This is a genomic window from Salinicola peritrichatus (assembly GCF_003206715.1).
In the GTDB taxonomy this organism is placed as follows: domain Bacteria; phylum Pseudomonadota; class Gammaproteobacteria; order Pseudomonadales; family Halomonadaceae; genus Salinicola; species Salinicola peritrichatus.
Genome location: NZ_PZJU01000029.1, coordinates 108,483 through 129,097, shown reverse-complemented (window position 1 = coordinate 129,097; position 20,615 = coordinate 108,483). Strand labels below are relative to the sequence as shown.

The 20,615-nt window shown below is 64.0% G+C and carries 18 protein-coding genes; 8 read left to right on the top strand and 10 right to left on the bottom strand.

Annotated elements, in window-relative coordinates; all coding sequences use genetic code 11:
- Nucleotides 1-52: 52 nt before the first annotated feature.
- The 5 genes from DOM57_RS12085 to DOM57_RS12065 all read left to right on the top strand — a co-directional run bounded on the left by DOM57_RS12085 (nucleotide 53) and on the right by DOM57_RS12065 (nucleotide 5,589).
- Nucleotides 53-829, top strand: a complete 777-nt coding sequence (locus tag DOM57_RS12085) for an ABC transporter substrate-binding protein (RefSeq protein WP_162619519.1) — start codon at nucleotides 53-55, stop codon at nucleotides 827-829.
- Nucleotides 826-1,896, top strand: coding sequence for a FecCD family ABC transporter permease (locus DOM57_RS12080; protein WP_239496205.1), 1,071 nt, complete (start codon nucleotides 826-828; stop codon nucleotides 1,894-1,896). The genes DOM57_RS12085 and DOM57_RS12080 overlap by 4 nt, the downstream gene beginning before the upstream one ends.
- Complete coding sequence (locus DOM57_RS12075) at nucleotides 1,893-2,756, top strand: heme ABC transporter ATP-binding protein (RefSeq protein ID WP_110649438.1); 864 nt, start codon at nucleotides 1,893-1,895, stop codon at nucleotides 2,754-2,756. The genes DOM57_RS12080 and DOM57_RS12075 overlap by 4 nt, the downstream gene beginning before the upstream one ends.
- Entirely contained in the window at nucleotides 2,753-3,397 is a 645-nt protein-coding gene (locus DOM57_RS12070) for a PadR family transcriptional regulator (RefSeq protein ID WP_162619518.1), read from the top strand. Before DOM57_RS12075 ends, DOM57_RS12070 begins: the two co-directional genes overlap by 4 nt.
- A 167-nt stretch (nucleotides 3,398-3,564) precedes the next feature.
- Nucleotides 3,565-5,589: a TonB-dependent receptor domain-containing protein gene (locus DOM57_RS12065; protein WP_110649436.1), complete on the top strand. Its 2,025-nt coding sequence runs from the start codon at nucleotides 3,565-3,567 to the stop codon at nucleotides 5,587-5,589.
- A gap of 48 nt (nucleotides 5,590-5,637) precedes the next feature.
- On the opposite strand, the gene DOM57_RS12060 is transcribed toward DOM57_RS12065, so the two are convergent.
- The 9 genes from DOM57_RS12060 to DOM57_RS12020 form a co-directional block, all read right to left on the bottom strand.
- A complete protein-coding gene (locus DOM57_RS12060; protein WP_110649435.1) occupies nucleotides 5,638-6,858 on the bottom strand; it encodes a glycosyltransferase family protein in 1,221 nt (406 codons plus the stop codon).
- A 12-nt stretch (nucleotides 6,859-6,870) separates the two neighbouring features.
- On the bottom strand, nucleotides 6,871-7,785 hold the full coding sequence (locus DOM57_RS12055) for an HAD-IIB family hydrolase (RefSeq protein ID WP_110649434.1): 915 nt from the start codon (nucleotides 7,783-7,785) through the stop codon (nucleotides 6,871-6,873).
- A gap of 165 nt (nucleotides 7,786-7,950) precedes the next feature.
- Nucleotides 7,951-8,916 carry a 2-dehydro-3-deoxygalactonokinase gene (locus DOM57_RS12050; protein ID WP_110649433.1) on the bottom strand — a complete coding sequence of 322 codons (966 nt, stop codon included), beginning with the start codon at nucleotides 8,914-8,916 and terminating at the stop codon, nucleotides 7,951-7,953.
- Nucleotides 8,913-9,599: a 2-dehydro-3-deoxy-6-phosphogalactonate aldolase gene (locus DOM57_RS12045; protein WP_110649432.1), complete on the bottom strand. Its 687-nt coding sequence runs from the start codon at nucleotides 9,597-9,599 to the stop codon at nucleotides 8,913-8,915. Before DOM57_RS12045 ends, DOM57_RS12050 begins: the two co-directional genes overlap by 4 nt.
- Before the next feature lie 213 nt (nucleotides 9,600-9,812).
- Nucleotides 9,813-10,961, bottom strand: coding sequence for a galactonate dehydratase (gene dgoD / locus DOM57_RS12040; RefSeq protein ID WP_110649431.1), 1,149 nt, complete (start codon nucleotides 10,959-10,961; stop codon nucleotides 9,813-9,815).
- 114 nt (nucleotides 10,962-11,075) lie between these two features.
- Nucleotides 11,076-11,864, bottom strand: a complete 789-nt coding sequence (locus DOM57_RS12035) for a FadR/GntR family transcriptional regulator (protein ID WP_110649430.1) — start codon at nucleotides 11,862-11,864, stop codon at nucleotides 11,076-11,078.
- Nucleotides 11,865-12,161: 297 nt separating this feature from the next.
- Entirely contained in the window at nucleotides 12,162-13,424 is a 1,263-nt protein-coding gene (glyA, locus tag DOM57_RS12030; protein WP_110649429.1) for a serine hydroxymethyltransferase, read from the bottom strand.
- 203 nt (nucleotides 13,425-13,627) lie between these two features.
- Entirely contained in the window at nucleotides 13,628-16,144 is a 2,517-nt protein-coding gene (locus tag DOM57_RS12025) for an ABC transporter permease (protein ID WP_110649428.1), read from the bottom strand.
- Nucleotides 16,141-16,860, bottom strand: coding sequence for an ABC transporter ATP-binding protein (locus tag DOM57_RS12020; RefSeq protein ID WP_110649427.1), 720 nt, complete (start codon nucleotides 16,858-16,860; stop codon nucleotides 16,141-16,143). Before DOM57_RS12020 ends, DOM57_RS12025 begins: the two co-directional genes overlap by 4 nt.
- A 106-nt stretch (nucleotides 16,861-16,966) precedes the next feature.
- Between DOM57_RS12020 and DOM57_RS12015 the strand changes: the two genes are divergently transcribed.
- Nucleotides 16,967-17,551 (top strand): arylesterase, encoded by a 585-nt coding sequence (locus DOM57_RS12015; protein WP_420820227.1) that lies wholly within the window; start codon nucleotides 16,967-16,969, stop codon nucleotides 17,549-17,551.
- Nucleotides 17,552-17,658: 107 nt separating this feature from the next.
- Nucleotides 17,659-18,630, top strand: coding sequence for a zinc transporter ZntB (locus DOM57_RS12010; protein WP_110649426.1), 972 nt, complete (start codon nucleotides 17,659-17,661; stop codon nucleotides 18,628-18,630).
- 122 nt (nucleotides 18,631-18,752) lie between these two features.
- Here DOM57_RS12010 and DOM57_RS12005 read toward each other — a convergent pair whose 3' ends face one another.
- Complete coding sequence (locus DOM57_RS12005; RefSeq protein ID WP_110649425.1) at nucleotides 18,753-19,025, bottom strand: Rdx family protein; 273 nt, start codon at nucleotides 19,023-19,025, stop codon at nucleotides 18,753-18,755.
- Nucleotides 19,026-19,168: 143 nt separating this feature from the next.
- Between DOM57_RS12005 and DOM57_RS12000 the strand changes: the two genes are divergently transcribed.
- Entirely contained in the window at nucleotides 19,169-20,485 is a 1,317-nt protein-coding gene (locus DOM57_RS12000) for an MFS transporter (RefSeq protein ID WP_110649424.1), read from the top strand.
- Nucleotides 20,486-20,615: the final 130 nt, after the last annotated feature.

Genomic DNA, 20,615 nt, shown 5'->3' with positions numbered 1-20,615 from the left:
CGCCTGCAACGGCGCGCAAGCGGCGAACCGGGATGTCCCGCGAATTGCAGTCATGGATCCGGGGCATGCGGAGATTCTCGAGGCATTGGGCGTAGGGGACGAATTGGTACTGATGCCGACAGATCCGGCGTTTCGGACAGCCTTTCCCCATGCGGCACGCTATCGGCGACTGCCGACCTTGGAGGGCATTCTGGCCGCGGGCACGACGCTCATCATCGGCGGAAATCCCGGGCGCGACCTATCGATTCTCGAGCGCGCCGGCTCGCTGGATATCGAGAATCATATGGTCTCCCGCGAACTGCCGGCGACGACGCGTATCCAGCAAATCGCCAAGCTGGTCGGCCGCCAAGCCGAAGGTGAGAAACTGGTGACCCGGATCGAGGCCCGTTACGCAGAGGCTTCCCGCATCGTCGCCCCCATCGATCACTCCCCCACGGTACTTCAAGTCTCGAGTAGTGGCGCGGGAACGACCGGTGCCGTTACCGCCGCCGGCCGCTCGACGGCAGTCAATGGATTGATCGAACGCGCCGGTGGCATCAATGCCGGCGCCGAAGCCGGACTGGAACGCTATCAGTCACTGACGGCGGAAGGTGTCATCGGCATGGCGCCGGAGGTGGTGTTGGTCTCCGATCTCGAACTGCCGGCGCTGGGTGGGCCGAACGGCATCTGGCAACAAGTACCGGGGCTGGCCAATACGCCTGCCGCCCGCGACCGGCAGTTGGTCGTGCTGCCTCACGCCGCGGTGAAATTCGATGCCGCACAGAGCGGCGAAGCGACGCTGGCCTTGGCCCGCGCTTTAGCCGATGTCGGAGGCAAGCGTTCACCATGACAACGGCTCCCCCTCGCAACCTGCTCATCATGCGTACCCGTCGCCGCTCCCGCCCAGCTGCGATTCCCGTCTATCTGGGTCTATCGGTCGGGCTGTTGCTGGCCTTGATCGGCGCTGCGGTAACCGGCCAGGTGCCACTATCGCTCGACCAGATCCTGAAAGCGCTGATCACACCGTTCGAGACCGAAGAGGGCCAACGATTGGCCCATGTAGTGTTCTGGGAGTTGCGACTACCACGAGCCCTGATGGCGTTGCTGGTCGGCGCCGCACTGGCGATGTCCGGTGCCGCTCTGCAGGGGCTGTTTGGCAACCCACTGGCCGATCCCGGCATCGTCGGCGTCAGCAGCGGTGCATCGCTGGGCGCCGTCGCCGTCATCGTACTCCAGCTCGACACCTTCGGACTGTGGACGCTCCCGCTGGGCGCCTTCGTCGCCGGCGCCGCCACGACCGCGCTTATCTATGTCCTGGCGGTACGCACACCCCAGGGCGACAATGCCAGTCTGCTGCTGATCGGCATTGCCATCAACGCCATCGCCGGTGCCGCGACCGGTTATCTCACTTACCTCGCCAGCACCGCACAGCTGGAGAGCCTGCTTTTCTGGGCGATGGGATCACTCGGCAGCATCGACTGGCGGGCCGTGGCGGTAATCGCCCCGATCGTAGTATTGGCTGGTTGGCTATTACGTCGCCAGGCAACGCCGCTGGACCTGTTGGCACTAGGCGAACGCCAGGCCAGACATGCCGGTGTCGATGTCGTCCGCCTGCGCCGCAATCTGGTCATACTGACCGCATTGCTAACGGCCGCCGCAGTCTCCTTCACCGGTACTATCGGTTTCGTCGGACTGGTCGTACCGCATCTGATCCGCCTGCTGATGGGGCCGGGCCACCGGCACCTGCTGCCGCTCAGCGCGCTGGCCGGCGGACTGCTTCTGATGCTGGCCGACATCGGCGCCCGCTCGCTCGACCCGCCCAGCGAGATACCGATCGGTATTCTGACGGCCACGCTCGGCGGCCCCTTCTTCCTCTGGCTGATCGCACGCGGGCGTGGCATGGGAAAGCGCGCATGAATCCGCCCTCGCCCAACACGTTCGAGAACGCAGTATCGGCGATCGATGTCGTCTCGGTGTCGCTAACGCTGGGCGGAAAGCGGGTACTGCATGACATCGACCTACGCTGCGAATACGGCCGCATCACCGCTCTGATCGGTCCCAACGGCGCCGGTAAGTCGTCACTGCTGTCGCTGATCGCCGGTGACGAACAGGCGGACACAGGCGAGGTGCGTCTCGCCGGCGATCGCCTGACGGACCTCAGCATTGCCGAACTCGCCGCGCGGAGAGCGGTCATGCCGCAGGACAGCGTGCTGCGCTTCGCCTATCAAGTCGAAGAAGTGGTACGCATGGGCAGAGCCCTGCGCGACCTGCCGCCCGAGCAGGATGACACCGTCGTGACCGCCAGCCTGCATGCCGCAGAGATCGGACACCTGGCGACACGCGATGCGACGACGCTTTCCGGCGGCGAGCAAGCACGTACCACCTTCGCGCGCGTGCTGACGCAGCAGACACCGATTCTGCTACTCGACGAGCCCACCGCCGCACTCGACCTCCGGCACCAGGAGCGTCTGCTCAAGAGCGTGGGAAAGCTGGCGCAAGCGGGATGCTGCGTCGTGGTGGTCCTGCACGATCTCAATCTCGCGGCCGCGCATGCCGATCATCTAGTACTGCTGGCCGAGGGGAAGATTCAGGCACAAGGCACGCCATGGCAAGTACTGGACGCCGAACGCCTGGGCAATGTCTATCGCCAGCCGGTCAGTGTGATCAGCCACCCGCAGCGCGATTGCCCCATAGTCGTTACCTGCGACACGCCCTCCGACGAGGCAACGCCCGATGGCATCACGACCCAAGACGGCATCACGCGAGCCTATCGATGACAGCGACACTCGACGGTCCTCAATCCCAGCGCGTGCTGGAGAGCGAACATCAGAAAGGCAAGGAACGGCGACCGCCAGGCCTGCCTCTCGGCATGCCCACCGCACGCAAATTGAACGCCCGCGAACTGGCGCTACTGCTGCTCATTCTGATCGGGGAGTCACCCGCTCACGGCAGCGCCTTGAGTGAGCGGATCGAGGAATTGTCGCAAGGCTTCTACCGTCCCAGCCCGGGCAGTCTCTATCCCGCCCTGTCGAAGCTACTCGAACGAGGCTTGATCGAGAGATCCAGGCAAGGACGACTGAAGATCTATCGACTGACCAAAGACGGACACAGGCAATGTGATGAGCTCCGGCGCGAAGCCGACAAAGTTCGCAAGCGCCTGCAGCGCGCCGGGCACAAGCTCACCGCCATGCGGCGAGCCTATGAACTCAACATGCCGGACGAAGATAGTTCGATGCTGGCCCAGGCGATGCTGGAAGCCCGCATGGACCTCAAGGCGGCGTTGCACGAGAGTCTCGCGCTGCCGCCGGACAAGCAACGAATGATCTTGAAAACGCTCGAGGAGACGACCACCGCCATTCGCGCGCTCGGCTCACCGAAGAGAAACGACAACGATACCCCAGGCACCCGACGAACGTAACGACATACACCTGACGACACAACGATAAGGAAACACGCAACCAACCGACGCGGACCGAGATGCCATAGCGCAACTTGCCGTCATCGACCGGATGCCGATTTCCCAAGGCCGGACTGCGATGAGCCCTTTGACTTTCTCAGCAAGGCAAAGAAAACAGGGAACATCACATGTCACTGAAACGAACACACTCAGACCTTACCTCTCGAGGAGGGCTCACCGGACACCAATGGGTACTGGCTAGTCTGGGACTGGCCTTGAGCGGCACGCTCCCTGCCACCGTCCAGGCCCAGAGCGCCGAAACGCTCGCCCCCTTGACCGTGACCTCGGCCTCTGCGTCGGGTTACGCCGTCGACCCAGTGCATGCGCCAGCCAGCATCTCAGTCGTTACCCGGGAGGAGTTGGAAGGCAAATCGTATCGCGACATCACCCAGGCATTGCAGGACGTACCGGGGGTCTACGTCGACGATGGACCGACCAGCAAAGGCGGTACCGGCGAGATATCGATCCGTGGGTTCGACTCCCAGTACACCTTGATTCTGGTCGACGGGGTACCCCAGGACTCTTCCCAAGCCTACTACAACGGCTACGGCAGCGGCGCCGAATACAGCTGGCTACCGCCGATGGCAGCGATCGAGCGCATCGAGGTGATTCGTGGACCGATGTCGACACTCTACGGCTCCGACGCTCTAGGCGGGGTGATCAACATCATCACCCGTGCGGTACCCGAACGCTGGACCGGTTCACTAACCGCCGACACGCTGGTGCAACAGCACAGCGACTCCGGCAACCGCCAGCAAGGCAATCTCTACCTGTCTGGTCCGCTGATCGAAGACACACTATCGGCGACCTTCAGCGCCTCGAAACTGCAACGCGGCGAGGACGACATCGAGTACGGCTACCCCGACTACGACCGCGACACCTACAGCGGCAAACTTTCCTGGACGCCCAACGATGCCAACACACTGAGCCTCGAGGCGGGCTACGGCGACCAGCACACACGCGCAACCGAAGGACGCAGCAGCAGTAGTGAGCGCGACTTTGAAACCCGGCGGCGCCATCAGACCCTGACGCACGAACTCGACTGGGGAGACCGGCTCAAGACCCGCAGCTTCGTCAAGCACACCGATCTCGATCAGGACGACGGCTCGTACACCTCGACCTACGAGCGCACTACGGTCAAATCTTCCACGGTGATCCCACTGGCCGATCATCTGCTGACCGTTGGTGCCGAATATCGCAAGCAGGAGATCGACCACCCCGATCGAGCGCTGGGCGTAGCAACGCTGGAGCGCTGGGACAGTGCCCTGTTCGCCGAAGACGAATGGTTTCTGACCGATCGGTTCTCGCTGACTACTGGCGCCCGCTGGGTCAAGGACGAAAACTACGGCAGCGAGTTCGTGCCGCGCCTTTACGGTGTGTTCGATGCCACTCCCACGCTTACCTTCAAAGGGGGCGTCAGCGCCGGCTACCGCACACCGGATCTCAAGGAGGGCGATTCCAACTGGCTGGAGGGTGGCGGTGGACCGAGTTGCGCCGACTGCCGCGACGTTGGCAACTCGGACCTCAAGCCGGAGAAGAGCCTTACCTATGAGCTAGCAGCCTATTGGCAGGCGACGCCTGCCCTGCTCGCCAGCGCCACAGTGTTCCACACCGAATTCGAGGACAAGATCGAGAAGCCAGTAGTCTGTGACACCCGCGAAGGCGATGCCTCCTGCATCTATCTGGGGGATGACTACACCGCTCTCTACCAGTACATGAACGTGGATGAAGCCTCGGTTGATGGTGTCGAACTCGGACTGGACTGGGCCCTGACTGCCACACTCGACCTGAACGCCAGCTACACCTATACCGACAGCGAGCAGAAAAGTGGTGAAAATGCCGGTCTGCCACTCGACGACCAGCCTAAACACCGCGCCAGCCTGGGGCTGGACTGGGCCGCCAACGCCGCGACCAATATCTGGGCGCGAGCGCGCTTCAAGGGCGAGGCAGAACAGGTGGCGGCGCGCTCGGGACTATCCGACGCCTACCCCAGCTACACCCTGGTGGATGCCGGCCTGAACTACCGTCTGATGTCCAATCTGTCGCTCTACGGCGGGGTCTATAACCTCTTCGACAAGCGCGTGGATTACGGCAGCTACGGCCGCGTATTGGACGGACGTGCCTACAACGCCGGACTGACCTTGAGCTTCTAAGTCACATGCCCGGGGCAATCGGTATTGCACCGGGCATATGATTCCGCGTCAGACGTCTCCTGTGTTATCCAGTTCCACCGCTTCATAGAGACGATCCTGCAGGTCGGGTATTGCCGCCTGCACCCGGTTCCAACTGGGGATGAACGGCTTGTCGCGGGGAGATTCGAAGAACGCGGAACCGGCCTGCATGATGTTGTCGGCGAACAGCTCGACCGCCGCTTCCTCGCTATGGCGGTCGAGCTTTAGTCCATTCATCGCCGCATCGTGGTCATAGGCCTCGATCAGGTCCAACGCCACGCGATAGTAGGTGGCTTTCACCGTGCGGAAACTTTCGACACTCATCTCGACCCCGAGGGTCGCCAGCTTGCGGTACATCGCTTTGGCGATGTCCATGCTCATGCGGTTGAGACCGCCGGAGGGATCGTCCTCGGACACCGGCTGATGCTTGTGGTCGTAGGCATCGGCGATATCCACCTGGCACAGGCGTTTGGTCGAGAAATTGCGGTGGACTTCGGAGAGCACGCCGATCTCGAGCCCCCAATCGCTGGGAATGCGAATGCCGTCGAGCACGTCGGCGCGCATCGAGAACTCGCCGGAGAGCGGGTAGCGGTAGCTGTCGAGATAGTCGAGATACGGCAACGGCCCGTAGATCATCTTGAATGCACGGATCAACGGCGTGACCATCAAGCGCGCGACGCGGCCGTTGAGCTTGCCGGAGGCGATGCGCGAATAGTAGCCCTTGCAGAACTCGTAGTGGAAACGCGGATTGGCCACCGGATAGATCAGCCGCGCCAGCAGGCTGCGATCGTAGGTGACGATATCGCAGTCGTGCAGCGCCACCGCATCGGCCTTGCCCGAAGCGCGCACGTAGCCGGAACAGTACCAGACGTTGCAGCCCTTGCCCGGCTCCTGTGGCGCCAATCCCTCCTGTGACAGCTCCTGCTGCAACGCCTGCAAGCGCGGGCCGTCGTTCCACAGGATGCGATGGTGTTGAGGCAGGCGCGAGAAGAACTCCCGCGCCTTGAGGAACTGCTCGCGATCGGCGCGATCGAGGCCGATCACGATCTCGCTGAGATAGGGCACCTTGCACAGCTCGTCGACGATGCGCGACAGTGCCGGCCCTTCCAGCTCGGAGTAGAGCGACGGCAGGATCAGGCCCATTGGGCGGCTGCGCGAAAACCGCTTGAGGTCGTTCTCCAGCGCCTCGATCGAACGCCGGGTCAGGTTATGGAAGTTGGTGATGATACCGTTCTGATAGAAATCGCTCATGCGGCGTCCTCGTCAATTGTCGCCGGCGTCATTCTCCGGCGCCTGTCGTTCATCGGGGAATTCCGTTTCCCACCCCAGTTCCTTCTGCAACCAATGGGACACCCCTTCGGACCATCCTTGCGGTCCGTGCGCCCGCGTACGGTACACACATGGCTTCTCCAGCGGCATCGGCTGCCCGTGACCGGCGGCGATCACCACCGACATGTCGGTGGCCGCCAACAGCGCCAGATCGTTGGGCCCGTCGCCGAGCCCCAGCGTCCGCGGGCGGTAACCACGCAGCGCCTGGAATCGCGCCACCAGCCACTCGGCGGCCTGGCCCTTGTCGACCGCGCCCATCACGTGCCAGAAACGCCCGCCACGCGTCAGATGCAGGCCGTCGATACGCAGCGTCTCATGCAGCTTGCCCAGCTTGACCTCGTCGTCCTCCCAGACCAGCGGCTCGCTCCCCTCGCGGGTCATTGCCTGCTCGGTCGCGGCAGCACCGAGCCCGGTCAGTTCGCGGACTTCCTCGAGGCTCATCTCCCCCATGCGGCGAAAGCGCAGGTCGTGCCGTTCGCGAATCACGTCCAGACGCCGCCGGATGAAATCGACGTCCAGGCTCGGTGTCTTCACCACCAGGCCGTCCGGAGATGCCGGATCGCGATCAAGACGCGCATGCTGCCACGAAGGCGGCAGGCCGATCACTGCCCCGTTCTCGGCAATGAACGGCGTCTGGATAAGGCCGAGTTCCTCGCGCAGCGCCAACAGTTCGGCGCGGGTCTTGCTGGTGGTCGGGATCACCGGCACGGCTTCCCGTTCCAGCCGGGAGAGCCAGCCCGAAGCGGGCTGCCAGTCATAGGTATCGTGATCGAGCAGAGACCCGTCGAGATCGGTAAAGATCAGCAGCGGAGGCTTGTTCAAGGCCGGCCCGTTCGTCGCATCGCCCATTGCATCACCCTGTTTGCCATTCAAGGAAGCCTCTGATTAACGATTGCCCGCTTGCGCAGCCTATTGAAGTGAAGGTAGCACGGATCGTGCCAACGACGACGGCCCGGGAATGCCGGGCCGTCGCAGGAATGTCACTGGATGATGCACCATATTGATGCACTCGAGTCACCGCCGGGACGCATGCCGAGCAGCGATCGCCGTAACGCCCGCCAGCGTGGCCCGGTCGCTGTCGATGGCCTCGACGGCAATGCCGGCGGTCTCCAGCGCCAACGTATAACTTTCACGCAGCGATGCGGCCCCGATCAGGCGTACGGTCTCGATACCCGGCCGTGCCTGGCGCATCGCCCGGACCTCCTCCCCGATCAACACACCGGAGAGGAAGCTGCCCACCTGCTCCGCCGCCAGCCCCGCATACAGATGCCGACTGCGCGCCTCGAACAGCGCATGCATGACCCCACCCGGACAGCCGGCACGCGACAGCCCGAGTCGAAACGCCGCCGGGTCGAATGGCGCGTCATCACGCGCCGGTTCCCCCGGCAGGGTATGAAAACGCACGGCATGGTAGAGCTCACCGGTCATCACGGTGGTGAAATCGCGCATGCGCCCGTCTTCGAGATGAACCCACTTGCTGTGGGTACCCGGCAGGCAGCAATCGGCCGACTCGACGCCCGCCAGCGCCAGCGCGCCGAATGCCTGGACCTCCTCGCCACGCATGACATCGACATGCTCGGACGCGACCTGCTTGACTCCGGGCACGATCCAGACGTTATCGAGCCTCGGCGCGGCGACCACATTGTCGGCCAGATCCGCGGTCGAGACCGGCAGTTCCAGCTGCGGCGCCTCGAACCAACCCCGCTTGGAGCCGACCATGCCGGAAAGATAAGTCGGCACTTTTTCGACGCCCGAACCCGCGCCACCTTCAGCGCCCGAAGCCGCGCCGCCGCCATCCCGCCAGTCGTCGATCTGCGAAGCGCAGTAATGCGGAAATTCGCTCTGCTCCAGGGCACGCAAACCGGACGCGGAGCGGCGGCTGTCACGCACCTCGCCGCTGGCGGCATCGACCAGAAAGGCACGAAAGTTGCTGGTCCCCCAGTCGATGACGATCAGACATTCGTTACGCCCACCGCTCATGCGTCGGCCTCGCGTTCGATATGGTCGGCCTGGCGCGCGACTTCGGTTAGTCTGCGCCATTCGGCGACCAGTTCGGCGGCGATAGCGCCAACCTCTTCCGCCTTGCGACCCGGCTTGTAGAGGTTGCTGCCAAAGCCGAAGCCGGCCGCGCCAAAGGCATGCCACTCGCTCATGTTGCTTTTGTCGATGCCGCCGACCGCCAACACCGGCAACCCTTTGGGCAGGATCGCACTGATATCCTTGAAATAGCCGGTACCCAGGCGTGCCGCCGGGAACAGCTTGAGCGCCGTGGCGCCGGCCTTGGCCGCGGCCAAGGCCTCGCTCGGCGTCATGCAGCCGATCATCGGCGCCAGGCCGTGCTCGACACCGGCACGGATCACCTCCAGATCGGTGTTGGGCGTGATCAGCAGCGGCGCATCGAGCGCCGCCAGCCGCTCGGCGTGGGCCGCGTCCAGTACCGTACCGGCGCCGATCACCACGTCGTCCGGGCAGCGCTTGGCGATCCTGGCGATGCTGTCCCAGGCCTGGGGCGAATTGAGCGGAATCTCGATCAGCTTGAAGTCCGCCGCCACCAGCGCATCGAACGCCGCATCGATTTCCGCCGGCGTAATGCCGCGCAGGATCGCCACCAGCGGCCGCTCGCGCATCGCCTGCTCCAGCGCGAATTTACGTGTTTCATTCATCCTTTTTCCTCCTGTATTCGCACCCGCCTTTTCAACATCGCATGATTGAGCGTAGCCCGCAGGGCGTCACATTCTCGGATGCTCTGCGTCGGCGAGCGACGATCAGGCCAGGCAAAAGGCGGACAAGCGACGGAGTTGACATGGGGTTCAATGAGTAAGCTTGTCCGTCCGTCAACGCCGCATGATCGAGCGCAGCCAGCAGAGCGCCGAGAATTACCACTCTGCTATCGAACCATCCTCATGGCTCCAGACGGGATTGCGCCAGCGGTGCCCGACCTTCGCGCGCTCCTCGACGAAAGCCTCGTCGATCTCGATGCCGAGCCCCGGCCCCTGGGGGATCGCGCAGTAACCGTCCTCGATCGCCAGCGCCGACTTGTCCACCAGGTAATCGAGCACGTCGTTGTCCCGATTGTAGTGGATGCCCATGCTCTGCTCTTGAATGAAGGCATTGTGGTTGACCGCATCCACGTGCAGCGAGGCCGCCAGCGTCAGCGGCCCCAACGGGCAGTGCGGCGCCAGCGCCACGTCGAAGCAGGACGCCAGGGTGGCGATCTTCATGCCTTCGCTGATGCCACCACAGTGGGAGAGGTCGGGCTGGACGATATCGACCATGCCCTCGGCGAGCAGATCGCGGAATTGATAGCGCGTATGCAGCCGCTCGCCGGTGGCGATCGGGTAGCCCAGGCCGCCGGCGATGTGCTTGAGGCTTGGCAGGTGCTCCGGCAGCACCGGCTCCTCGACGAACATCGGATGGTAAGGCTCCAGCTCGCGCAGCAGCGCCTTGGCCATCGGCCGATGCACGCGGCCGTGGAAATCGATGCCGATGCCGACGTCCGGGCCCACCGCATCGCGCGCTTCGGCGACACGCGCGATCGCTTCATCCACCTTGGCGTGGGAATCGACGATCGCCATCTCGGCGGTGCCGTTCATCTTGAATGCGGTGAAGCCCCGGTCCACCAGCGCCTTGGCGCCGGCACCGACGTCACTGGGCTTGTCGCCGCCGGTCCAGGCGTACATGCGCATCTTGTCACGGCAGGCGCCGCCCAGCAGTTGGTGCACCGGCACCCCGAGATCGCGCCCCTTGAGGTCCCACAACGCCTGATCGATACCGGCGATGGCGCTCATCAGGATCGGCCCGCCGCGATAGAAACCGGCGCGATAGAGCGTGTTCCAGAGATGCTCGATACGGTGCGGATCCTGACCGATGAGATAGTCGGACAGTTCATGCACCGCCGCCTCGACGGTGGCCGCGCGCCCCTCCACCACCGGTTCGCCCCAGCCGTAGCACCCCTCGTCGGTCTCGATCTTGAGAAACAGCCAGCGCGGCGGCACCTGCCAGGTCTTGAGTTGGGTAATTTTCACGAGTCACCTATCTGTTCAATCAAAGCATTCTGTTAGGTCACAGCATTCTGTTCGGTCAAAGCATGACGACTCCGGTTCCGTCGAGAGTATCCCGTATCCGAAAACGCCGCGAGGCTACGCGCCGCCAATCGATGGCAGGGAGATCGATCGGGGTTGCCGAATGATGTCCTCCATTCCCAGATCCCGGCCGGTGCGTTCCAGCACCGCGAATGCCGCCGCGATCGCGGTTTCCGGCTGACGCAGGCGAATCGCCTCCATCATCTGGCAATGGCGCGCCATGCTGTCGTCGAGCTCGCCGGCGCTGTGGTTGGAGCGTTCGACGATCAGGGCGATGGCGGGCTTGAGCACATGAGAGATCTGGGCCCAAATGAGATTGTGCGAGGCAGCGAAAATGGCCTCGTGGAAAGCGACGTCGTAGTCGTCATGACTTTGGCCCTGCCAGCGCAGATCGGGCTGCTCGAGGGCCCGGATCATCCCTTCGTAGGCGGTCTCGATCGCCAGCAGGTCGGAGGCAGTGGCATGACGTGCGGCGAGACCGGCGACGAACGGCTCGACCGCCACGCGAAAGGCGAATACCTCGCGCTGCAAGCGCGGGTTGGGCTGAGCGTAACGGGCCATCCAGGCACTGACCTGGGGGTCGAGCAGGTGCCACGAGGCCAGCTCGCAGACCCGCGTTCCCTGGCCCGAGACGCGCACCAGCAACCCGGCGTTGACCAGTTTCTGCAGTGCGCTGCGGACCGTGCTGCGGCTAACACCAAAGCGCGTGCAGAGATCGACCTCGCGCGGAATGGTATCGCCGATACGGTACTGACCGCTGAAGATCGCCTCGGCCAGGACTTCGGCGATATCCACGCGCGCTTCGCGGGTGTTGTTCGGGTCGTTGGACGTCTGGCCTGCAGGCATGGATGTTCGACTCACTAGTGGCTATGTCGGACATAGCTTCCAGCAAGTCAATGTCTATGGCTGTTAGACAATAGTCAACAACACCACCAAAGTTGTAGGACAAACCGGGCTGCGAGACTCCCCACTTAAACAAGGCAAACGATTTTGCTTTCGGCTTTGTTTTTTCTTCTAGCTTACAGCTTATGGCTTACAGCTCCCGGCGCAGCCGGGTATAGAAACGAAAGCGCCCCCAATGAGGAGCGCTGTCATGCGAACGAGCGATCGTCCTTGGAACCTGTTTACGATCTGGATAGATTCTTAGCGATAGACCGGCAGGCGTGAACAGACCGCCTCGACCTTGGCCTTGACCTCGCCCTCCACCTGGCTGGAGTCGCCCTGCTGCATGGCGTCGAGAATGTCGCAGATCCAGCCGGCCAGTTCACGGCATTCGCTTTCACCGAAACCGCGCGTGGTCACCGCCGGCGTGCCGATGCGCAGGCCGGAAGTGACGAACGGACTCTGCGGATCGCCCGGCACGGCGTTCTTGTTGACGGTGATGTGGGCACGGCCCAGCGCGGCATCGGCGTCCTTGCCGGTCAGGCCCTGCTTGACCAGCGAGAGCAGGAACAGGTGGTCCTCGGTACCCCCGGAAACGACCTCGAAGCCACGCTCGATGAACACCCCGGCCATCGCCTGGGCATTCTTGATCACCTGCTGCTGGTAGCTCTTGAATTCGGGGTCCATCGCCTCCTTGAAGCACACCGCCTTGGCCGCGATGACGTGCATCAGCGGGCCGCCCTGGCCACCGGGAAAGACCGCGGACTGCAGCTTCTTCTCGATCTCGGCATCGCCTTCGGCGGAGAGAATCAGGCCACCACGCGGACCGCGCAGCGTCTTGTGGGTCGTGGTGGTCACCACATGGGCGTGTGGCAGCGGGCTCGGATAGAGACCGGCGGCGACCAGGCCGGCGATGTGGGCCATGTCGACCAGCAGATAGGCACCGACCGAATCGGCGATCTCGCGGAACCTGGCCCAGTCGATGATCTGCGAATAGGCGGAGAAGCCGGCGATGATCATCTTCGGCTGGTGCTCGCGGGCGAGATTGGCGACTTCGGCGTAATCGATGCGGCCGCTGTCGTCGATGCCGTACTGCACCGCGTTGTAGTGCTTGCCGGAGAAGCTCGGCTTGGCGCCGTGGGTCAGGTGGCCGCCGGCGTCCAGGCTCATCCCCAGCACGGTGTCGCCCGGCTTGACCAGCGCCTGGAATACCGCGCCGTTGGCCTGCGAGCCGGAGTGCGGCTGGACGTTGGCATAGGTGGCGCCAAACAGCTGCTTGGCGTAGTCGATCGCCAGCTGCTCGACCACGTCGACGTGCTCGCAGCCGCCGTAGTAGCGCTTGCCGGGATAACCTTCCGCGTACTTGTTGGTCAGCTGCGTGCCCTGAGCCTGCATCACGCGCGGGCTGGCATAGTTCTCGGAGGCGATCAGCTCGATATGCGCTTCCTGGCGGGCGACTTCCTGCTGCATCGCCTCCCACAGGGCATCATCGAATCCGGCAATCTGCATGTCTCGGGTGAACATCGACGGGTATCCTCGGCTCGGGGATGGTTCGGCCTGACGCCGGCTCGGGTGCGGTATCCGGCGGCTCCAGCTCAAAAATCATGGAGCGCAATGATACCCCAGCGCCGTCGGGCTTTCCTATGAAAGTCCATCATGCGCATTACCATAATTTCTCACCTTGGCTTTAGCGTCGGTAAAGCGTGCCCCAACGCGACCCGCGGCAATCAGGTTTCGCCCAGCAGGCGCAAGCTCGCCATCGGCGCCTGGCGTCGCGTGCCGCGCGATAGCGTGAAACCGATGATGCCGATCGCCAGCGCCCCGACCGGCGGCATCGTCGCCCACAGCAGCCAGTGCAGCCGTGGCGTAAGCCCCAGCCAGGCGTAGATTCCGACCGCCGCGAGCTCCGCCAGCACGGCGCCGAGCAGGCCACTGGCGAAGCCCAACAGCGCGAATTCGGCCCACTGCATGCGCGAGAGCATACGATCGCCGGCGCCGAAGACCCTCAACAGCGCCCCCTCATGCGCCCGCGCCGGCCGACTGGCGGTGAGTGCGGCGTAGAGCACGCTGACGCCGGCCAGCAGCACGAAGCCGAGCACGAACTCCACCGCCCGAGTGACCTGGCCGAGGATTCCACGGACCTGTTCGAGCAGCGCCTCGACGTTGAGTATCGAGACCCCGGGATATTGACGCACCATCTCGCCGAGCATGGCGTTGCTTGCGTCCGGCAAATGGAAAGAGGTGATGTAGCTGTGGCCGAACCCCTCCAGTGCGCCGGGCGGGAAGATGATGAAGAAATTGGGCTGGAAGCTTTCCCAGTCGAGATGGCGCAGACTGGTGATCTCGCCGGTGACGGTGTCGCTGCCGATGGTGAAAGTCAGCCGGTCGCCGAGCGATAGCCCCAAGCGATCGGCCAATTCTTCTTCGACCGAAATGGGAACGGCGCCGTCGATCGTCTGCGAGGCGCCGGCGCCGAACCACTCGCCCGCGGTGATCCGGTTGCCCTGCGGCAATGAGCCCCGCCAGGTGAGGTTGAGGTCGCGGCGCAACGCCCCATCGTTGCGATGTTCTTCCGGCACCATCTCGCTAGGCGGCCGCCCGTCGATCGCCGTCAGCCGCCCACGCACCATCGGATAGAGGCCGCTGGCGCTGTCGGCGGCTTCCTCGATCAACGTTTCGACACCATCGCGCTCCTGCGGCTGGATGTTGATGGCGAAATAGTTGGGCGTATTCGCGGGCAGCTGTGCCTGCCAGGTCGTCAACAGATCGCCACGTACCAGCACGATGATCGCCATCGCCGCGAAGGTGACCGCAAACGCCAGCAACTGACCGAGACTCGCCTGCCGCCGCCGTGCCAGCTGACGCCCGCCCAACCGCCAGGCATGCCCGCCATTGCCCTGGGGCAGGCGAGCCAACACGCCGAGCAGCAGGCTCAACAGCAACTGCCCGACGCCCCACAGCACCACCAGCGCCACCAGCCCGCCCAGCAGAGTCCCCAGCGACAGCAGCGCATCTCCCGAGTAGAGCCACAGCAGCGCACCGAACACCAGGCTGGCGACAGCCACGACCAGCCAGCCGGCGACGGGAATCGGATCGAGCTCGCGGCGCAGCACCTTGAGCGCGCTCACTCGTCTGAGGCGCAAGAGCGTCGGCCCGGCAAAGCCGATCAATACCGCCAATGCCGTGAGGATGCCCATCAGCCACGGCAGCCATCCGGGCGGCGGTAGCTCCAGCGGCAGGAACCGCACCAGCAAGGCTAGCAGCGCCGCCTGGCCGGCGAGCCCCAGCAAGGCGCCGATGACCGCCGCCGCTAGCCCCAGCCAGCCCAGTTGCCAGGCGAACAGCTGCCCCAGCTGGCGCTGTGACGCACCGAAGCAGCGCAGCAACGCCGCGGTATCCAGGTGGCGATCGACATAGCGCCGGGTCGCCATCGCCACCGCCACGCCGGCTAGCAATACCGCCGCCAGCCCGGCCAGGCTGAGGTACTTCTGGGCACGCTCCAGCGAGCGACCGAGACTCGGACGGTCGACGCGCACGTCGCGCACCTCGACACCGGCATCGCGCAGTTCATCCAGGCGACCGGAGAGCGAATCCACCGCCGCGGACGGGCCCGCCGCCAGCAACTCGTATTCGATCCGTGAGCCGGGCCTGACCAGCCCGGTGGCATCGAGATCGGCGAGGTTGAGCATGATGCGCGGCGTCAACCCGGCGAAGCCCGCCTGCTGGTCGGGTTCGCGATCGATCAGGCCACTGATGGTCAACGCCAGCGTGCCGACCTGGACACTGTCGCCGAGCTTGACGTCAAGCAGTTGCGCCAGCCGCGGCGCGATCCAGGCGTGCCCCGGCCGGGGGCCGTGATCTAGCGCCTCGATGCCGTTGCCGCGATCCACCCTCACCCGGCCATACAGCGGATAGTGATCGTCCACCACTTTCAGCCCCGCCGGCTGGAAAGCGTCCGCCTGGCTGACCATCGACACCAGGTCGACCTGGTCGCTCAACCTCAGTCCGGCATCCCGCAACGCCTGGCGCAGCTCGCCGTCGAATGGCCGGCCCTGCTCCAACACCAGATCGCCGCCGAGCAGCTGGCCCGCCTGACGAGTCAAACCGCGATCCAGACGATCGAGGAAAAAGCCGATCATGGTGGTCGCTGCCACCGCCAGCATGAGGGCGACGAACAGCGCGCGCACATCGGCAGCACGCAAATCGCGCCTGAGCCCCTTGAGCGACAACCCGATCAGCTTCATACGCCGACACCCGTCCGCCGCTCGATGGCATGCAATGCGCCGCCTTCGAGCTGCAGGCAGCGATCGCAGCGCCTGGCCAGGGCCAGGTCGTGGGTGACCAGAACGAGCGTGGTACCGGCTTCGCGATTGAGTTCGAACAATAGGTCGATGATGCGTTTGCCGGTCGTTTCATCGAGATTGCCGGTGGGCTCGTCGGCGAATACCAGATCCGGCTCGGTGACGAAGGCCCGCGCCACCGCCACCCGCTGTTGCTCGCCCCCGGAAAGCTGCTTCGGCAGGTGATCCAGGCGCCCGCCCAGGCCGACCCGCTCGAGCCATTGACGACTTTTCGCCGTCACGTCTTGCCGTGGTGACAGTTCCAACGGCAACATGACGTTTTCCATGGCGGTCAAGGTGGGTAATAACTGGAAGTTCTGGAAAACGAAGCCCACGCGACCGGCGCGCAGCGCCGCTCGCCCGTCTTCGTCGAGGGCACGCAACGACTGGCCGAACATCTCGAGTTCACCGGAACTAGGCATGTCCAGTCCCGCCAGCAGCCCCAGTAGCGTCGACTTGCCGGCGCCGGAACTTCCCACGATGGCAACGCTCTCTCCGCGATCGACATGCAGCGACAACGCTTCGAGGATCACGAGTTCGCGTTCCCCGTTTTTCACCCGTTTGCCGAGCCCACTGGCGTGTAAAATGCGCGCTTGCTGATTCTCCGAGGAGTGAGACATGGTGTCTGGTTTCCCTGTGCCTGTTTTTCCGATGCCTAGCTCGATGAGGCCTACGCTCTCTAGGGCGCGACGCTGTCTGTTGGCCGCGATGTTGTTGTGTTTTGCCGTGCTGTCGCTAACACCCGCTACCTCGCGCGCCGATACCATTCTGGTCATGGGCGACAGCCTGAGCGCGGCCTACGGCATTGATCCGCAAGCGGGTTGGGTCAGTCTGCTGAAACAGCGGCTGGGTAATAGCCATGAGGTCGTCAATGCCAGCATCAGCGGCGAGACAACCTCGGGTGGTGCTGCTCGCCTGCCCGACATCCTTCGACAGCATCACCCCGATATCGTTCTGCTCGAATTGGGCGGCAACGATGGCCTGCGGGGTCTTTCGCCGCAGCAGATGCAGGTGAATCTGGGCAAGATGATCGAACGCAGTCAGAACGCGGGCGCTCGCGTGCTGCTGATCGGCATCGAGGTCCCCCCTAATTACGGCCCGACTTACGCCAATGCCTTCCGCAGCGTCTTCTCCCAGCTCGCCAAAGAGTACGATCTGCCATTGGTACCTTTTCTGCTGGAAGGTGTCGACCTCGACACCATGCTGCAGCAGGACGGTATTCACCCGACCGCCGAGGCCCAACCGATCATCCTCGACAACGTTTGGTCGCAACTCGAGCCGATGCTGAAAGCGACCTCCGACCAAGCCTGATCCTGTCATCCACTATCCGCACTGCAGCGTTCAACGACCAAGATGTCAGCCCCGCCGCGAAGCCGCCAGGTGGCCGAGCATGAAACCCTTGGTGAAAGGAGAGAGACATGGATGGCGAAACGGCTCTGGTGGCCGCCTACGAACTGGATGGTCGGGGTGGCGGTAGCCTGCTCAGCGTGCGGCAACTGCGAGAAGCCTGGGCAGATCCGCAACGGCCCGTGTGGATGCACCTCGATTTCCGCCACGAAGACGTCAACACCTACCTGGAGGAGATCGCCGGGCTCGACGAAGCGCCGACCGAAGCGCTGCTGGAAAAGGATACCCGGCCGCGCGTGGCCAAGTTTCGCAATGGTGCGGTCAGCACTTTGCGCGGCATCAACCTGAACCCCGGCGCGGCGCCGGAGGACCTGATCTCGCTGCGCATCTGGTTCGCCGCCAACCGCCTGATCACCCTGCGCCGCCGCCCGCTGAGATCGGTCAGCGATGTGCGCCAGCGCATCGACCAGGGTGAGGGCGCGCTGTCGATTCCCGACCTGCTGGCATGGCTGACCGAAACGCTGGTCGACGATGTCGGCGACGTGGCGCATCAACTCGACGATCGGCTGGGCAAGCTGGAAGAGGACCAACTGAGCGACCGCGAGATCGACCCCGACGATCTTTCCCGGCTGCGCCGCTCGCTGATCACGCTGCGCCGGTTCATGGGGCCGCAACGGGACTGTCTGGAACAGATCGCCCACGGCCCCGAGTGGCTCGACGAGGATACCAGGGTCTCGATTCGCGAGAGCGCCAACCAGCTGTCGCGCTACGTCGAGGACTTTCACGCCATGCAGGAGCGCGCACTGATTCTGCAGGAACAGCTATTCAGCGAACACAGCGAGCGCCTCAATCAGCGCATGTACATGCTGGCGATCATTACCACGGTGTTCCTGCCGTTGAGCTTTCTCACCGGGCTGCTGGGCATCAACGTCGGCGGCATCCCCGGCGCCGACAGCCCCTACGGCTTCGTGATCTTCCTCGCCATCACCGCGCTGGTCGGTGGCTGGGTGATGTGGCTACTCAAGCGCAAGCGTTGGTGGTGAGAAGAAGAGGGAAGAGGGAAGAAATAAGAGATAAGAAACGGATTGCCGCCTGCCGCATCGACAAGCGGCAATTATCATCATGTTGCCTTCCCTCTTACTTTTTACTCCTTCCCTCTTCCTCCTTATCTCTTCTCGGTATGCCCCAGATCGCGTTCGGGGTCGAGATGGTCGCGTACCCGGCGCTTGAGTTCCTTGATGTCGGGAAAGCCGCCGTCGCGCTTGCGCTCCCATAGTGTCTCGTCGTCGTAGAGCACCTCGAAATGACCGCCATGACTCGGCGCCAGGGCGACCTGTTCGAGGTCCTCGCCGAAGGTCTGCAACAGCTCCTGGGCGTACCAGCCCGCGCGCAGCAGCCACTGGCATTGCGTACAATAGTGAATCCGGATGCGGGCCATTCGCCTCTCCTCGAAACCGACAACGATGTACGGCATGATGCGCCTGCTCCACGGCCGGTCTCAAGTCCGCGTTCGACTCGAACGATTCGGGCACTCGCCGTCCTGTCGCGAGCATGATCTTCACGGGAACAGAGACGTTTTCCATGACAACCTATGAGAGCAGCCTCACCCGCCTGTTCGAGCGCGTCACCGGTGACGAAGACAGTCGCACGTGTCGTGATATCTCCGAAGAAGCGTGCCGTGAGCAGCCGGGCAATTTCTTTCGCCATCTGGTCGCCGCGCTCGGCAACAAGCTCGCCGACGAACTCTCCAATGCCCGCCTCATCCTGCCCTGGCTGATGGCCGCGATCGGCGCACCGGTGTGGATGGTGGGCCTGCTGGTACCGATCCGCGAGGCCGGCGCCCTGCTCCCTCAGCTATTGATCGCCGGCTATATCCGCCTGCGGGCGATTCGCAAGTGGGTGTGGGTTGTCGGTGGCGTCGCCCAGGCCATTGGCGCGTTGTTGCTGGCGTTGCTGGCGCTGTTCGGTCACGGCGGCTGGGGCGGCGCGCTGGTGCTGGTCGCCTTGACCGGGCTGTCGCTCGGACGCGGGCTTTCGTCGGTCGCCACCAAGGACGTGCTGGGCAAGACCATCGCCAAACAGCGCCGAGGCACGCTGATGGGATGGAGCGCCGGCGTTGCCGGTGCCCTGACCTTGATCGTCGGGGGCGTCCTGGTCTTCATGGGCCAGCAACCTGGCACTTGGGCACTCGCCGTGCTGCTTTTCGCCGCCGCACTGGGTTGGGTACTGAATGCCGTTTGCGCGGCAGCGATTCGCGAATCTCCGGGGGCGACGGAGGGCGGCGCGAATACCTGGGACAGCGTCAAGCAGGGCCTGTCGTTGCTGCGCAGGGACCGCCGCTTTCTGCACTTCAACCTGTCCCGCACGCTGTTGCTCTCGAGCGCCCTCGCCCTGCCTTATCTGGCGCTGCTGGGCCAGCATAACAGCGGCACCGATCTAGCGAGCCTGGGCATCCTGATCGTCATCTCCGGTGTTGCCGGCATGATCGCCGGTCCGATCTGGGGCCGGCTGGCCGATCGCTCCAGTCGCCGGGTGATGCGCAACGGCACGATCAGTGCGGCCGCTTGCTGTCTCGCCGGCGCGGCCTGCGTCTGGCTGCCGGAATCGATGCGCACCAGCGTGTGGCCCTATGCCAGCGTCTACGGTTTGCTGACGATCGCCCATGCCGGCATTCGCCTGGGGCGCAAGACCTACGTGATTGATCTGGCGGACAGCGGCACCCGCGCGCTCTATGTCGCCTTCTCCAACACTTTCACCGGCGTATTGATGCTGCTGGTGGGCCTGCTTCTCGGCGCGCTGGCGCAGTGGCTGGGCAGCTCGGGGTTGCTGCTGGTGCTGGCGGCCCTGGCCCTGGTCGCCGCCTGGAGCTCCCATGCACTGGCCGAAGTCGAGGCTTGAGCCCGACCTTTGGGATAGCTTTCATCGCACCCTATCGTCGCAGATCGTGGCGATAGGTTTTTTTAACGACCAAAGTCTTGTCTTGTGCCTGATTCGGCGATATATAGCCCTCAAGCATCACCGAGATGCC